The 14,095-nt window shown below is 73.9% G+C and carries 15 protein-coding genes; 10 read left to right on the top strand and 5 right to left on the bottom strand.

What is annotated here, in order from left to right; all coding sequences use genetic code 11:
* Positions 1–17 precede the first annotated feature (17 nt).
* The 3 genes from EDD33_RS15420 to EDD33_RS15410 all read left to right on the top strand — a co-directional run bounded on the left by EDD33_RS15420 (position 18) and on the right by EDD33_RS15410 (position 4,169).
* Entirely contained in the window at positions 18–1,859 is a 1,842-nt protein-coding gene (locus EDD33_RS15420; protein ID WP_123391878.1) for a helix-turn-helix domain-containing protein, read from the top strand.
* Between the two features lie 79 nt (positions 1,860–1,938).
* A complete protein-coding gene (locus EDD33_RS15415) occupies positions 1,939–2,715 on the top strand; it encodes a 3-hydroxybutyrate dehydrogenase (RefSeq protein WP_123391877.1) in 777 nt (258 codons plus the stop codon).
* 86 nt (positions 2,716–2,801) lie between these two features.
* Positions 2,802–4,169, top strand: a complete 1,368-nt coding sequence (locus EDD33_RS15410) for an MFS transporter (RefSeq protein WP_123391876.1) — start codon at positions 2,802–2,804, stop codon at positions 4,167–4,169.
* 134 nt (positions 4,170–4,303) lie between these two features.
* Here EDD33_RS15410 and EDD33_RS15405 read toward each other — a convergent pair whose 3' ends face one another.
* Positions 4,304–4,876, bottom strand: a complete 573-nt coding sequence (locus EDD33_RS15405; protein WP_123391875.1) for a YdeI/OmpD-associated family protein — start codon at positions 4,874–4,876, stop codon at positions 4,304–4,306.
* A 24-nt stretch (positions 4,877–4,900) separates the two neighbouring features.
* On the opposite strand from EDD33_RS15405, the gene EDD33_RS15400 reads away from it, so the two are divergent.
* Positions 4,901–5,515, top strand: a complete 615-nt coding sequence (locus tag EDD33_RS15400) for a histone deacetylase (protein WP_123391873.1) — start codon at positions 4,901–4,903, stop codon at positions 5,513–5,515.
* Here the strand turns inward: EDD33_RS15400 and EDD33_RS15395 are convergent.
* Genes EDD33_RS15395 through EDD33_RS15385 form a run of 3 tightly spaced genes read right to left on the bottom strand, consistent with a single transcriptional unit; the run spans position 5,508 to position 7,601 of the window.
* On the bottom strand, positions 5,508–6,179 hold the full coding sequence (locus tag EDD33_RS15395) for an anti-sigma factor family protein (protein ID WP_123391872.1): 672 nt from the start codon (positions 6,177–6,179) through the stop codon (positions 5,508–5,510). The genes EDD33_RS15400 and EDD33_RS15395 overlap by 8 nt on opposite strands.
* Positions 6,176–6,730 (bottom strand): sigma-70 family RNA polymerase sigma factor, encoded by a 555-nt coding sequence (locus EDD33_RS15390; RefSeq protein ID WP_123391871.1) that lies wholly within the window; start codon positions 6,728–6,730, stop codon positions 6,176–6,178. Before EDD33_RS15390 ends, EDD33_RS15395 begins: the two co-directional genes overlap by 4 nt.
* 22 nt (positions 6,731–6,752) lie before the next feature.
* The gene (locus tag EDD33_RS15385) at positions 6,753–7,601 is read right to left on the bottom strand and encodes a DUF4394 domain-containing protein (protein WP_123391870.1); all 849 of its coding nucleotides are present in this window, start codon (positions 7,599–7,601) and stop codon (positions 6,753–6,755) included.
* A gap of 148 nt (positions 7,602–7,749) precedes the next feature.
* Between EDD33_RS15385 and EDD33_RS15380 the strand changes: the two genes are divergently transcribed.
* Genes EDD33_RS15380 through EDD33_RS15355 form a run of 6 tightly spaced genes read left to right on the top strand, consistent with a single transcriptional unit; the run spans position 7,750 to position 13,685 of the window.
* Positions 7,750–7,959, top strand: coding sequence for a hypothetical protein (locus EDD33_RS15380; RefSeq protein ID WP_123391869.1), 210 nt, complete (start codon positions 7,750–7,752; stop codon positions 7,957–7,959).
* Positions 7,956–8,237: an MFS transporter gene (locus tag EDD33_RS15375; RefSeq protein WP_211332565.1), complete on the top strand. Its 282-nt coding sequence runs from the start codon at positions 7,956–7,958 to the stop codon at positions 8,235–8,237. Before EDD33_RS15380 ends, EDD33_RS15375 begins: the two co-directional genes overlap by 4 nt.
* Before the next feature lie 52 nt (positions 8,238–8,289).
* Positions 8,290–9,924: an AMP-binding protein gene (locus EDD33_RS15370; protein WP_123393520.1), complete on the top strand. Its 1,635-nt coding sequence runs from the start codon at positions 8,290–8,292 to the stop codon at positions 9,922–9,924.
* Positions 9,925–9,984: 60 nt separating this feature from the next.
* Positions 9,985–10,761, top strand: coding sequence for a hypothetical protein (locus EDD33_RS15365; RefSeq protein WP_123391867.1), 777 nt, complete (start codon positions 9,985–9,987; stop codon positions 10,759–10,761).
* 9 nt (positions 10,762–10,770) lie between these two features.
* Positions 10,771–12,441: a DUF885 domain-containing protein gene (locus tag EDD33_RS15360; RefSeq protein ID WP_123391865.1), complete on the top strand. Its 1,671-nt coding sequence runs from the start codon at positions 10,771–10,773 to the stop codon at positions 12,439–12,441.
* Positions 12,438–13,685 carry an AGE family epimerase/isomerase gene (locus EDD33_RS15355; protein WP_123391863.1) on the top strand — a complete coding sequence of 416 codons (1,248 nt, stop codon included), beginning with the start codon at positions 12,438–12,440 and terminating at the stop codon, positions 13,683–13,685. Before EDD33_RS15360 ends, EDD33_RS15355 begins: the two co-directional genes overlap by 4 nt.
* Here EDD33_RS15355 and EDD33_RS15350 read toward each other — a convergent pair.
* Positions 13,636–14,094, bottom strand: a complete 459-nt coding sequence (locus tag EDD33_RS15350; RefSeq protein WP_211332564.1) for a hypothetical protein — start codon at positions 14,092–14,094, stop codon at positions 13,636–13,638. The genes EDD33_RS15355 and EDD33_RS15350 overlap by 50 nt on opposite strands.
* Position 14,095: the final 1 nt, after the last annotated feature.

Here is a 14,095-nt window from a genome sequence, read left to right as displayed (position 1 = left end):
CTGGCAGGATCGGGGTCGTGGACGTGGCCGGCGACATCCTGGAGCAGCTGCTCGCCGGCGCCGGCCGCGAGGAGCTCGAGGCCACCCTCGCCCGCGCCGAGCGGGAGGTCGAGCCGCGCGAGCTGGCGCGGGTGCGCGACCTCGCCGCCCGGGTGCGGGACCAGATGGAGCGCCAGCGCAGCCGTGAGGCGGAGCTGTCGGGTCTCTACGAGACCGCCCGCGACCTCACCGCGATCCGGGACCTCGACGAGATCCTGGCCGCGATCGTGCGACGGGCGCGCCAGCTGCTGGGCGCCGACATGACCTACCTCTCGCTCAACGACGAGGCCGACGGGGCGTCGTACATGAAGGTGACCGACGGGGCGCTCACCCCCGAGTTCCGCACGCTGCGGCTGCCGTTCGGCACCGGGCTGCTCGGGCTGGTGGCGCAGGCGGGGGCGCCGTACTTCACCGAGGACTACCAGGCCGACGAGCGCTTCGTGCACCGCGAGTACATCGACACCGCCGTCGACGGCGAGCAGATCCGGGCCATCCTCGGGGTGCCGCTGGAGGTCGAGGGCACCGTGATCGGGGCGCTGCTCGCGGTGCACCGCCGGGTGCGGCCGTTCCCGGCCGACGAGGTGACGCTGCTGACCTCCTTCGCGGCCCACGCCGCGGTGGCGCTGGAGAACGCGCGGCTGTTCCAGCAAGCGCGCGACGCCGCGGCCGCGGCGGACGCGGCGAGCGCCGAGCTGCGGGCTCGCGCCGCGGCCACGGAGCGCGCCGCGCACGCCCACGACCTGCTGACCGACGTGTTGCTGCACCGCGGCGGCGTGGTCGAGGTCGGACAGGTGCTGGCCGAGGTGCTCGGCGGCCACGTCGAGGCGTACGACGAGGACGACCGCCAGCTCGCCGGGCAGCCGGCCGCGCCGCCGGACGGTCTGGCCGACGCCGTCGCCCGGGCCCGGACCTCGGGACGTTGCACCCGCACCGACGCGGGGGTCTGGGTCGCCGCGGCCACCGCGGGCGACGAGCACCTCGCCACCCTGGTGCTGCGCACCGACGGCCCGATGGGGCTGCCCGAGCGGCGCACCCTGGAGCGGGCCGCGCTCGTGACGGCGATGGTGCTGCTCTTCGGCCGCAGCGAGGCCGAGGCCGAGAGCCGGGTGCGCGGCGAGCTGGTGGCCGACCTGCTGGCCGCCCGGTCGCAGGACCCGGAGCGGCTGCGGGTGCGGGCGCGGCAGCAGGGGGCCGACGTGGACGGCGACCTGGCCGTGGCCGTCGCCCGGCACGCCTCCGAGCGCGCCGGGCAGCGCGTCGTCGGCAGCCTGGCGCGCGAGCTGCGCGGGCTCGGGACGGTCCACGAGGGCCAGGTGGTGCTGGTCGCGCGCGCCGAGCCGGTGGCGCTGGGGGAGCAGCTCCGCGACCGGCTGGGCGGTGCCACCGTCGGGGTCAGCCACGTCGAGGGCGGGCTCACCGGGGTGGCCGCCGCGTGGCGGGAGGCCCGCCGGACCCTGGGGGTGCTCTACCGCCTGGGCCGCACCGGCGAGGTGGGTGACCCCGCAGCGCTGGGGCTGGCCCGGTTGCTGCTCGGCGACAACGGGCCCGCGGAGGTCGAGGAGTTCGTCGACCGCACCATCGGCCCGCTGCTGCGCTACGACGCCGAGCGCGACACCCGGTTGGTCGAGACGCTCGCGGTCTGGCTCGACGCCAGCGGCGGCCTGCGCGACACCGCGGAGCGGCTGCACGTGCATCCCAACACCGTCACCCAGCGGCTGGACCGGGTGGGCCGGCTGCTCGGCCCCGACTGGCGCCAGGGCGCCCGGCGGCTCGACGTGCACCTGGCGGTGCAGACGCACCGTCTCCGCGACCTCATGTGACCCGGGCACACACATCCCGCTGGATGGTGGTCCCCGTCACATGGCCACGCGGCGGTGACCCGCCGTAGCGTCCCGGGGCATGACCTCCCTCACACCCGGTGCGCCCGAGCTCGCCGGCCGGACCGCCCTCGTCACCGGCGCGGGCAGCGGCATCGGCCGCGCCGTGGCCGAGACCCTGGCCGACCGGGGCGCCACCGTGCTCGCGCTCGACGTCGACGGCGACCGGGCCACCGAGGCCGCCCGGGCCGTCGGCGGCGAGGCCCTCGTGGCCGACCTGTCCGACCCGGCCGCGATCGACGCGCTCGGGCTCGGCTCGCGCGGCATCGACGTGCTCGTCAACAACGCCGGCATCCAGCACGTCGCCCCCGTCGAGGAGTTCGACCCCGACCGGTTCGCGCTGATCCACCGGATCATGCTGCAGGCGCCGTTCCTGCTCGCCCGCGCCGTCCTGCCCGGGATGTACGCCGCGGGGTGGGGTCGGCTGGTCCACGTCTCCTCGGTGCACGGCCACCGTGCCTCGGCGTACAAGTCGGCCTACGTCAGCGCCAAGCACGGGCTCGAGGGCCTGTCCAAGGTCCTCGCCCTCGAGGGCGCCGCGAAGGGCGTCACCAGCAACACCGTCTGCCCCGGCTACGTGCGCACCCCGCTCGTGGAGGGCCAGATCGCGGACCAGGCGCGCAGCCACGGCATCCCCGAGGACGAGGTCCTCGACACCGTCCTGCTCGCCCGTACGCCGGTGAAGCGGCTCGTCGAGCCCGACGAGGTCGCCCGCACCGTCGCCTACCTCTGCGGCCCCGGCTCGCAGTCGGTCAACGGCTCCTCCTTCCTCATGGACGGCGGCTGGACCGCGCAGTAGCGCCGGCCGTCCCCACCACAGCCCCCGCACCACCACGCACCACCCGTCTGCACCGCACCACCGCCCACACCACAGGAGATCCACCCATGTCAGCACCCACCACCGGGGCCACCAGCCCCCAGACCGAGAAGCCCGGACCGGGCATCGTCAAGGTCGTCTTCGCCAGCCTGATCGGCACCGCCGTCGAGTGGTACGACTTCTTCCTCTACGGCTCCGCCGCGGCTCTCGTCTTCGGGGTGCTGTTCTTCCCCGAGGGCGACGAGGTCACCGGCACCCTGCTCGCGTTCGGCACCTACGCCCTGGGCTTCGTCGCCCGACCGCTCGGCGGCGTCGTGTTCGGCCACTTCGGCGACCGGGTCGGCCGCAAGAAGATGCTCGTCACCTCGCTGCTGATGATGGGCATCGCGACCTTCGCGATCGGCCTGCTGCCGACGTACGCCACCATCGGCATCGCGGCGCCGATCCTGCTGCTGGTCTGCCGGCTGGTGCAGGGCTTCGCCGTCGGCGGCGAGTGGGGCGGCGCGGTCCTGATGGCGGCCGAGCACGGCAAGGACAGCCAGCGCGGCTTCTGGTCGTCGTGGCCGCAGGCCGGCGTGGCGCTGGGCAACCTGCTCGCCACCGGCGTGCTATTCGTGCTCGCGGCCTTCCAGAGCGACGCCGCCTTCGAGGCGTGGGGCTGGCGGATCCCGTTCCTGCTCTCCGCCGTGCTCGTGCTGATCGGCCTGTGGGTGCGCCTGTCGATCGAGGAGTCCCCGGTCTTCAAGGAGGCCCACGCCGAGATCGTGGAGAAGAAGCAGGAGGCCAACCACATCCCGATCCTGGAGGTCTTCAAGAACTACCCCCGCGAGGTCTTCTCCGCGATGGGCATGCGCCTGGCCGAGAACACCAGCTACTACATCTTCACGATCATCGTCATCACCTTCGTCACGACGTACGACGGACAGGAGCGTGGCCCGATCCTGCAGGCGCTGCTGATCGGCTCGGTCGTGCACTTCGTGTGGATCCCGATCGTCGGCGCGGTGTCCGACGTGGTCGGCCGCAAGCCGCTCTACCTGGCCGGTGCCGTCGGCGTCGCCGTGTGGACGCTGTTCTTCTTCTTCCCGCTGGTCGAGAGCGGCACCCAGGGCAACCTGATCATCGCCGTGGTCGTCGGCCTGATGCTGCACGGGCTGATGTACGCCCCGCAGGCGGCGTTCTTCTCCGAGCTGTTCGGCACCTCGGTGCGCTACACCGGCGCCTCGGTGGGCTACCAGCTCGCCTCGATCCTGGCCGGCGCCATCGCCCCGATCGTGGCGCTGAAGCTGCTCGGCTCGGTCGAGGAGTCCAACACCTTCGCGGTCGGCCTCTACATCACCGTCACCTCCGTGCTGACGATCATTGCCGTGCTGGCCGCCAAGGAGACCCGCAACACCTCGCTGCGCCACGACCGCGTGGTGCGGGGTGCGCACGACTGATCCGTCCGGGGGCCGGGCCTGCCGGTTTCCCAGGTGATGAACCCGAGCTGCCTCTCCGCACACGGCACGTCGTGTGTGGAGAGGCAGTTCTGCGTGCGAGGAGGCAGCTTCCCTTCATCACCTGGGAAACCGGATCACCCCGCCGGGCGCTCGCCCGCCGCGGTCCGGTCGGCGACCTCGGTGACGCGGCGGGCACGGGTCGCGGGCCGCTTGGCGCCGACGAGGTGCACCAGCGCGGCGCGGCGGGCCGAGCGACCGAGCGCGTCCCACGTCGCACGGGCGCTGCGGTGGTCGAGGGCCGCGGCCAGGTCGTCGGGCACGACGAGGTCCTCCACGTCGTCGAGCAGCGTCCAGGAGCCGTCGGCGACCGCGGCGTCGACCACCGCCTGCCCGGCCGGGCGCATCCGGCCCTCGTCGTGCAACCGGGAGAGGCGCTGCTTGTTGGGCCGCGACCAGCCGCTGCCCGGACGTCGACGCGTGAACCACATCATCGTGCGCTCGTCGTCGAGGCCCTTGGAGGTGGCGTCGATCCAGCCCTGCGCGAGGGCCTCGAGCACCAGGTCGTCGTACGACGGGGCAGGGCGACCCGTCGACCGCTTCCACCACACCACCCACACGCCGGTGCCGCGGTCGTGGTGGACGGCGAGCCAGTCGCGCCACTGCTCCGCGCGCTCGACGTGGAGCTGCTCCCCGTCCCGGACCGCCATGGCCCGACGCTAGCCTCGACGCCGATGTCCGTCACTCCCGAAGCACCCCTGGTCTGGTACGTCAGCTACGGCTCCAACATGGCCGCCGACCGCCTCGCGGCCTACCTGGCCGGCGGCGTCCCGGCCGGGGGTCGCCGCGCCAACCCCGGCGCCCGCGACGCCACCCCGCCACGACGGAGCGAGCCGGTCGACCTCCCGGGCGCGCTCTACTTCGCGGGCGAGTCGCCGCAGTGGGGCGGGGGAGTGGCGTTCTACGACCACGACGCGACCGACCGCGGCCCGACCGCCGCGCGCGCCTACCTCGTGACCGCCGCGCAGTTCGCCGACGTGGCGGCGCAGGAGATGCATCGCGTGCCCGCCGAGGGGGATCCCGTCGAGCAGGTGCTCCTCGACGGCTTCGAGGGCCGCCACGAGGTCGGGCCCGGGCGCTACGAGACGTTGCTCGAGGTGGGGCGGCTCGAGGGGCTGCCGCTGCTGGTCTTCACCTCGCCGCACGGCATCGACGCGGTGCCGCACACGCAGCCGGCGCCGCACTACCTCGCGATGCTCGCCACCGGGCTGCGGGAGTCGCGCGGCTGGGACGAGGCGCGCTTCGCGGCGTACGTCGACCGCGTCCGCGGCACCGTGCCGCCTAGCTGAAGGTCGAGGCGGCGACCACCCGGCCGTCGCTGTCGGTGACCTCGAAGCCGGCGGCCCGGTCGCGCAGCACCGCGCTGTTGAGGTTGCAGTCCATCTCCCGGGCGCCGGTGCCGACGAACTCGCCGGCCGGGTAGCGCCGCCCGCCCGTGCCGAGGACGTCGACGCGGTAGCGCCCGCCGTCCTCGAAGCCGCTGGCGCGCAGCTTCACCTCGACCCCCCAGGTGTGGTTGACCAGGGCGGCGGAGGCCTGCACCCCGGGCGCCTCGTCGCGGATCCCGACCGCCTCGGTGGGCACCGAGGGGGTGGTCGGCGTGGGGTCGTCGCGCAGCGCCTGGACACCGAAGGAGAGCACCAGGGCCAGGGCGGCCGCGACGCCCGCGACCCCCGCCGTCCGCGCCCACGTCGTACGCCGCTCGGACCGCGCCGCGAGCTCCACGGTGCCCACCACCCGGTCGGCCAGGCCGGGCGGCACGTCGCCGGCCGCCGGGGCGGGGCGCACGCGCAGGTCGGCCAGCGCCGCTGCCACGGGGGTCAGCTCCCCCAGCTCGGCGGTGCAGGTGGCGCACCCGTCGAGGTGCTGCTCCAGCCGGGCCGCGGACGCCTCGTCCAGCTGGCCCAGCACGTAGGCGCCCAGGTCGGTCCGCAGTCGTTCGTGCTCGTTCACGGTGACACCTCCATCTCCTCCATCACCACGCGCAGCGCCTTGAGGCCGTAGAAGACCCGGCTGCGCAACGTGCTCGCCGGGATGCCCAGCTCGGCCGCCACCTCGTCGTAGGACCGGTCCAGCAGGTAGGTCTGCTCCAGCGCCACCCGGTGGTCCTGGCCCAGGCGCCGCAGCGCCTCCTCCACCAACCAGCGGTGCACCAGAGCCTCCCACGCGTCGGGCCCGACCTCGGGCGACTCCGCGAGCGTCTCGTGGTCGGCCAGGCTGCGCAGCCAGGGCCGGGCGCCACGGGCACGGTGCAGGTCGACCACGACGTTGCGGGCGATCCCGAAGAGCCAGGTGCGCAGCGCGGCGACCTGGGGGTCGTAGCGCTCCCGGGCGCGCCAGGCCCGCAGGAAGGTCTCCTGCACCGCGTCCTGCGCCAGCCCGACGTCACCCAGCCCGCGCAGCGCGAAGCGGTAGAGCTCGCCGCCGTGCGCGGCGTACGCCTCGCGCACCCCCTCCTCCCGCGAGAAGGTGGGGGCGCGCGAGGTGCGGCGGGTCAGCGCCATCGGGTCGGGGTGGCTCCCTGCGTCAGCGGCGGAACGGGACGGAGACGTCGCTGACCTGCAGCGACCTCGGGAACGAGCCCGTGCGGTCGGCCTCGCCGGTGAGCAGGTCGACCTCGTAGAGACCGTACGCGCCGCCCACGCTGAGCGCCGCCCAGCCGCGGTTCTCCTGGTCGATGTCGAAGCCCGCGTCGGTGCCGGCGTCGACGCCCAGCTTGCCGGTCGCGGACAGGGTGCCGGCGTTGGCCGGGACCTGGGTGACGACCTGGTCGAGGGCGGTGTCGATGTCGAACAGCGTCGTGGCCGTGGCGCCGTCCAGGTCGTTGTTGGTGTACGCCGCACCCGTCACGCCGGTCCCGGTCGCGGCGGGGGCCGTCGGCGTCGCCGGGTAGGTCAGGGTGCCGTCGACGATGGTCGCGCCACCGGGGTTGACGTCGTGGCGCAGGTTCTGGCCGGTGTCGCTGATGACGCGCAGCCGGTCGGCGGCGGGGTTGAAGTCGACGCCGAAGGTGGAGCCGGCCAGCGCGACCGTGAGCTGGCTGACCTTGGTGGCCACGGCCCTGCCGCTGATCGTGTAGACGCCGCCGCGGTCGCCCACGCCGTAGAGCTTGCCGTCCTGCACGCGGTGGTCGATGCCGACCAGGCGGGTGTCGCCGCTCAGGCCGCTGACCTCACCGACGACGCGCGGCTTGGAGGGCTTCGTGGTGGAGAACGACACGAGGGTGTCGCCCGCGAGGCCGACGGCGGTGGTGCCGCCGTGGCGGTGGCCGTGCGAGCGGTCGGAGTCGCGTCCGCCGGCGACGGCGGGGCCGAGGGGCAGGACGAGCGCGGCGGCGATGCCGCCGGCGACGAGGACGGTGGAGGTGCGGTGCATCGTGGAGCTCCTACGGGTCGGTGGAGTGTGCGTGCACCCGTGGGTACGGCTCGGCCCCCGCCCGTGTTGAACGGTCGGCGACTTTTCTTTCCGAGGTCCCACGGGCTGGGACGGTCGGCGCCATGGCCGACCTCGGAGGGATCCCCGCGTGGCTGCTCGGCGTGCCCTGGTCGGCTTCGCCAACCTCGCCAACCTCGCCAACCTCGCCAACCTCGCCGTCGCCGGCCTGGTCGTGGCCATCTGGCGCCGGCCGTGGGTCGGCGGAGCGTCATACGTCCTCGTCGCTCGGCCGACCACGTCGTATGACGCCACGGGGTGCGTCATGCGGAGCGGTGGTCGGGTCGACCGTTCCGTATGACGCGCGCGGTCGGGATGGTCGTGGTCGGCCTGTGGACCTCGGTCAGCGCCGCCGTCAACGCCGAGCTGATCCCCGGCCACGTCCGCGCCGCGGGCATCGGCTTCCCCTACCCGCTGACGGTGGCGCTGTTCGGTGGCACCGCGCCCTACGTGGGGACGCTGTTCACCACGCTCGGGAACCCGGGGCTGTTCGGGTGGTACGTCGCGGCGCTGTGCCTGGTCTCGCTCGTGGTCTACGTCCGGATGCCCGAGACGGCGGCCCGTCCGCTCCCCGAGTAGTCGGCGAGAGGACCCGTGACCCGGGTCACACCGCGTGGCTAGGGTGCCGGGCATGGAGTCCTACGCCGCCGGAGAGACCACCCCGCCGCTCATCGAGCAGACGATCGGGGCCAACTTCGAGGCGGCGGTGGCGGCGTACCCCGACCACGAGGCGCTGGTCGAGCACGCCACCGGGCGGCGCTGGACCTACGCCGAGCTCGACCGCGACGTCGACGCCTTCGCCCGCGGGCTGATCGGCGCCGGCATCGCCAAGGGCGACCGGATCGGCGTGTGGGCGCCGAACTGCGCGGAGTGGACGATCGCGCAGTACGGCTCGGCCAAGGCCGGCGCGGTGCTGGTCAACGTCAACCCGGCCTACCGCACCCACGAGCTGTCCTACGCGCTGCAGCAGTCGGGGATGCGGCTGCTGGTCAGCGCGGAGAGCTTCAAGGGCAGCGACTACCGCGCGATGGTCACCGACGTGGTGGCCGCGGGCGAGGCCGGCTCGCTGGAGCGCACGGTGCACATCGGCACCGAGGAGTGGGACGCGCTGCTGGCCGACGGGGAGGGCCTGCCCGCGGACGCCGTGGCCGAGCGGATGGCGACGCTGTCGCCCGGCGACGCCATCAACATCCAGTACACGAGCGGCACCACGGGCTACCCCAAGGGCGCCACGCTGAGCCACACCAACATCCTCAACAACGGCTTCTTCACCACCGAGCTGGTCAACTTCACCGACGCCGACCGGCTCTGCATCCCGGTGCCCTTCTACCACTGCTTCGGCATGGTGATGGGCAACCTCGGCTGCACCACCCACGGGGCCACGATGGTGATCCCCTCGCCCGGGTTCGACCCCGAGACGACGTTGCGCTGCGTGGTCGAGGAGCGCTGCACGGCGTTGTACGGCGTGCCGACGATGTTCATCGCGATGCAGAACCACCCCACCTTCGCCGAGCACGACCTGTCGGGGCTGCGCACCGGCGTGATGGCCGGGTCGATCTGCCCGGTCGAGGTGATGAAGCACTGCATCGACGACATGCACATGGCCGAGGTGTCGATCGCCTACGGCATGACCGAGACCTCGCCGGTGTCGTGCCAGACCCGTGCCGACGACGACCTGGAGCGGCGTACGGCCACGATCGGGCGGGTCCACCCCCACGTCGAGGTCAAGGTCGTCGACCCGGCCACCGGCGAGACCGTCGAGCGGGGCACCCCGGGCGAGCTGTGCACCCGCGGCTACTCGGTGATGCTCGGCTACTGGCAGGACGAGGAGAAGACCGACGAGGCCATCGACGCGGACGGCTGGATGCACACCGGCGACCTCGCCGAGATGCGCGAGGACGGCTACTGCAACATCGTCGGCCGCATCAAGGACATGGTCATCCGCGGCGGGGAGAACATCTACCCCCGCGAGATCGAGGAGTTCCTCTACACCCACCCCGACGTCGAGGACGTCCAGGTGATCGGCGTCCCCGACGAGAAGTACGGCGAGGAGCTCTGCGCCTGGGTCAAGCTGCGCGCCGGTGCCTCGCCGCTCGACGCGGCCGGCGTCCGGGAGTTCGCCACCGGCAGGCTCTCGCACTACAAGATCCCGCGCTACGTGCTGCTCGTCGAGGAGTTCCCGATGACCGTCACCGGCAAGATCCGCAAGGTCCAGATGCGCGAGGAGACCACCCGCCAGCTGGGCCTCGGCGCCGGGCACGCCTGAGGCGACCGCGCCGGCGTCGCCGAGGAGGGCGGTCGGGAGCATCTGCGGCATGCTGGGGAGATGATCGACCGGATCCTCGCTGCTGCGGGCCGCGTGCTCGGCAGCTGGGCGCCCGACCTGGGCCACGACCTGCCCGAGCCCTCGGGCGCCGCGAGGCTGAGACGGTTCGGCGTCCCGCTCGTGCTGCTCGCCGTCCTCGTCCAGAGCGCCGTGCACCTCGTCAACCTGGTGGTCTTCGACCTCGGGATCGACCTCCTCAACCTCGACATCGACGGTGGGGTCTTCTCGTGGGCGTCGGTGGTCGTCACGTTCGCGGTCGCCTTCCAGCTGCTGGTGCTGGCAGCGCAGGCAACCCGACGCGCCGCGCTCCTGGTGGCGGTCGCGGGGGCGGTCGCCTTCCTCTCGCTGGACGACTCGGTCCAGCTGCACGAGCGGGTCTCGGAGTGGAAGACGCAGCTGGGGCCCATCGCCCACTTCTCACGCACGTTCTGGCCCCTCGTCTACCTCCCCCTCCTCGCCTTCGTCCTCCTCGTGCTGCTCGCCCTCGCCACCAGGATGAGACGGGCCGAGGGGCGGCTGGTGGTGGCGGCGCTGCTCGGCCTGGGTGCGGCGGTGCTGCTCGAGATGGCCTCCCCGGCACTCTTCGCCCTCGGGTTCGACCACGGCCAGATCGGCTACGAGTGGGAGGCCGTCGTCGAGGAAGGACTCGAGCTCGGAGGCTGGGCCCTCATCGCCCTCGCGCTGGCCGCGGCGTCCCTGGTCGCGCGGTCCGGGCCTGCCTCGCCCTCGCCGGGCCGGGCCGACCGACCGGACCAGCAGGGCCAGCCGACCTCGTAGGTTGGACCGGTGAGCACCGACCCCACCCCCCACGAGTCCGTCACCCGCCTGGCCGAGGAGTACTGGCAGCACCACCTCGCGACCAACCCGACCAGCGCCCACCTGATCGGCGACTACCGCGCGCCGGGGGAGTTCGAGCGCGGCGACCGGGCGTCGGAGGACGCCGACGTCGCGGCGCTGCGCGACCTGGCGCAGCGCGCCGAGGCGGTGCCCGCGGACGGGCTCGACGAGCAGGACCGGATCACCCGGGCCGTGCTCCTCGACGATGCCCGCTCCCGCTCGGCGCTGCTCGAGGAGCGGCTGGCCGAGATCGCGGTCGACCCGATCTTCGGGCCGCAGGTCACGATGCCGCTGCTCGCCGGGATGCTCGCGCTGCCGACCCCGGAGGTCGCCGAGGCGCTGGTGGACAAGTACGCCGGCGTCGGCCGCTCCTACCGCGAGGCCGCCCAGCGGCTCCGCGAGGGCGTCGCGGCCGGCCGGCTCCCGGCCGCGTTCGCGGTCGAGGACACCCTGGTGCAGCTCGAGCGGATCCTCGGCACCCCCGTGGCCGACGACGGCCTGCTGCTGACCACCCGCCCGCCGGACGGGCTCGACGTCGACGGCTGGAAGGCGCGGCTGCGCCAGGTCGTCGAGCACGAGGTCCGGCCCGGCATGGCGGCCTACCGCGACGTGCTGCGCGACGAGCTGCTCGAGCACGCCCGCTCCGACGAGCGGGTCGGCCTGACCCACCTGCCGGGCGGCGACGCGTCCTACGCCGCGGCACTGCGCTACTTCACCACGACCGACAAGAGCGCCCAGGAGATCCACGACCTCGGGCTGGAGACGGTGGCCGCGCTGGCCGAGGAGTACCGCGCGCTCGGTCCCGACGTCGTCGGGACCGACGACCTCCAGGGGATCTTCGACGCGCTGCGCACCGACCCGGCGCTGCACTTCGAGCGCGGCGAGCAGCTGGTGGAGGCCTCCGAGGTCGCGATGGCGCGCGCCTGGGAGGCGATGCCGGACTGGTTCGAGGTGCTCCCGCAGGCGCCCTGCGGCGTCCAGGGCACCACCACCGGTGCCAAGGCGTTCTACTTCCCTCCCGCCTCCGACGGCAGCCGTGGCGGGACGTTCTTCATCAACGTCGAGGACCCGTCGTCGTGGGGCACCTTCGAGCTGGAGTCGATGGCCTTCCACGAGGGCATCCCCGGCCACCACCTGCAGCTCACCATCGCCGGCGAGCTCACCGGCGTGCCGGAGTTCCGCAAGCACCTCCACAACGCGGCGTACGCCGAGGGCTGGGGCCTCTACACCGAGCGGCTGGCTGACGAGATGGGGCTCTACTCCGGGCCCGTCGACCGGATCGGCATGCTCGCCGCCGACTCGATGCGCGCCTGCCGGCTCGTCGTCGACACCGGCATGCACGCGCTCGGGTGGAGCCGCCGCGAGGCGATCGACTACATGGTCGCCCACTCGCCGCTGCGGGAGTCGATGGTGCGTCCCGAGATCGACCGCTACGCCGTCACGCCCGGCCAGGCCTGCTCCTACATGGTCGGCCGCGTGGAGATCCAGCGGATGCGCGCCGAGGCCCAGGCGCGGCAGGGGGAGGGCTTCTCGGTCAAGGCCTTCCACTCCGCGGTGCTCGACTCGGGCTCGCTGCCGCTCGGCGTGCTCGACGACGTGGTGCGGAGCCGGCTGTCGTGACCACCGGGGCCGGCACCCCGGGCGCGGCCGGCGCGGTCGGCGGCGACCGCTGGCTGGCCGCGGAGCTCGACCGGCTGCTGCGGTTCGCCGAGGCGGCGGCCGACCCGGACGGCGGGTTCGGCTACCTCGACGACGACGGGCGCCCGGTGCCGGGCCGGCCGCTGGAGCTGTGGATCACCTGCCGGATGACCCACGTGTTCGCCCTCGGCCACCTGCTGGGGCGTCCCGGCGCGGCCACGCTGGCCGACGTCGGGCTGGCGGGGCTCCGGGGCCGGTTCCACGACGCCGAGCACGGCGGCTGGTGGGCGCAGGTGGACGCCGAAGGCCCGTTGACGACCGCGAAGACGGCCTACGAGCACGCCTTCGTGGTGCTGGCCGCCTCCAGCGCGGCCGCCGCCGGTCGACCCGGCGCCGGCGAGCTGCTGGCCGACGCGGTCGCGGTGCTGCTGGACCACTTCTGGGACGACGACGCCGGGATGCTGGTGGAGGAGTGGGACGCCGCCTGGACCGCGCTCGACGGCTACCGCGGCGTCAACGCCAACATGCACGGCGTCGAGGCGCTGCTCGCGGCCGCCGACGTGCTCGACGACCCGACCCTGCGCGAGCGGGCCGGGCGCATCCTCACCCGCGTCGTCCACGACCTCGCCCCGGCCCACGACTGGCGGATCCCCGAGCACTTCGACGCCACCTGGACACCGCTGCCCGACTACCACCACGACCAGCCCGCCCACCCCTTCCGGCCGTACGGCGCCACCATCGGCCACTGGCTGGAGTGGTCCCGGCTGACGCTGCACCTGCGCGCCGCGCTCGGCGCCGACGCGCCGGCCTGGATGCTCGACCACGCCGTCGGGCTCTTCGACGCCGCGGTCCGCGAGGGCTGGCACGCCGACGGCGCCGACGGGTTCGTCTACACCGTCGACTGGGACGGCCGCCCGGTCGTGCGCCAGCGGATGCACTGGGTGGTCGCCGAGGCGCTCGCGGCCGCGGCGGCCCTGCACGAGGCGACCGGCGAGGCGTCGTACGCCGCTCACGAGGCCGCCTGGTGGTCGTACGCCGAGACGCACCTGCTCGACCACGAGCGCGGCTCCTGGCACCACGAGCTCGACCCCGGCAACCGGCCCAGCGCCACTACCTGGGCGGGCAAGCCCGACGTCTACCACGCCGTCGGGGCCACGCTCGTGCCCCGGCTGCCGCTCAGCCCGACGACGTCGGTCGCGCTGCGCGACGGCCTGCTGCGCGGCTGAGCCGCCGCACCACGAGCACCCCGAGCGCCGCGACCGCGAACTCCTGGGGGAGCCGGCGCACCGACTCGCGCTGGATGCCGCGGTGCCACTCGTCGACGGCCGCCGGGAACGGGGAACGGCCGAAGAACAGGGTGCTGGGCTTGTCGGCGTCGGGCAGGCACGCGCCCGCCATGCCGGCCAGGACCCGCACGCGGGCGGACGCCTCGGTGGTGCGCCACACCCAGGCCATCGCGCCCAGGCCCACCAGGCCGTCGGGCACCGCGACCTGGAGGAAGATCCGGTCGTCGCCCCAGTGGGGGACCGTGTCGATCGCGAAGTGCGAGGCCACGCCCAGCGCGAACGCCGAGACCGGACCGGGGGCCGCACGGCCGACCAGCGCGCCGGACAGGACGTGGTTGGTGATCAGCACA

The organism is Nocardioides aurantiacus, from assembly GCF_003752505.1.
Lineage (GTDB): Bacteria > Actinomycetota > Actinomycetes > Propionibacteriales > Nocardioidaceae > Marmoricola > Marmoricola aurantiacus.
Note: the sequence above shows the minus strand (reverse complement) of the source record. Positions and strands in the feature narration are given on the sequence as shown.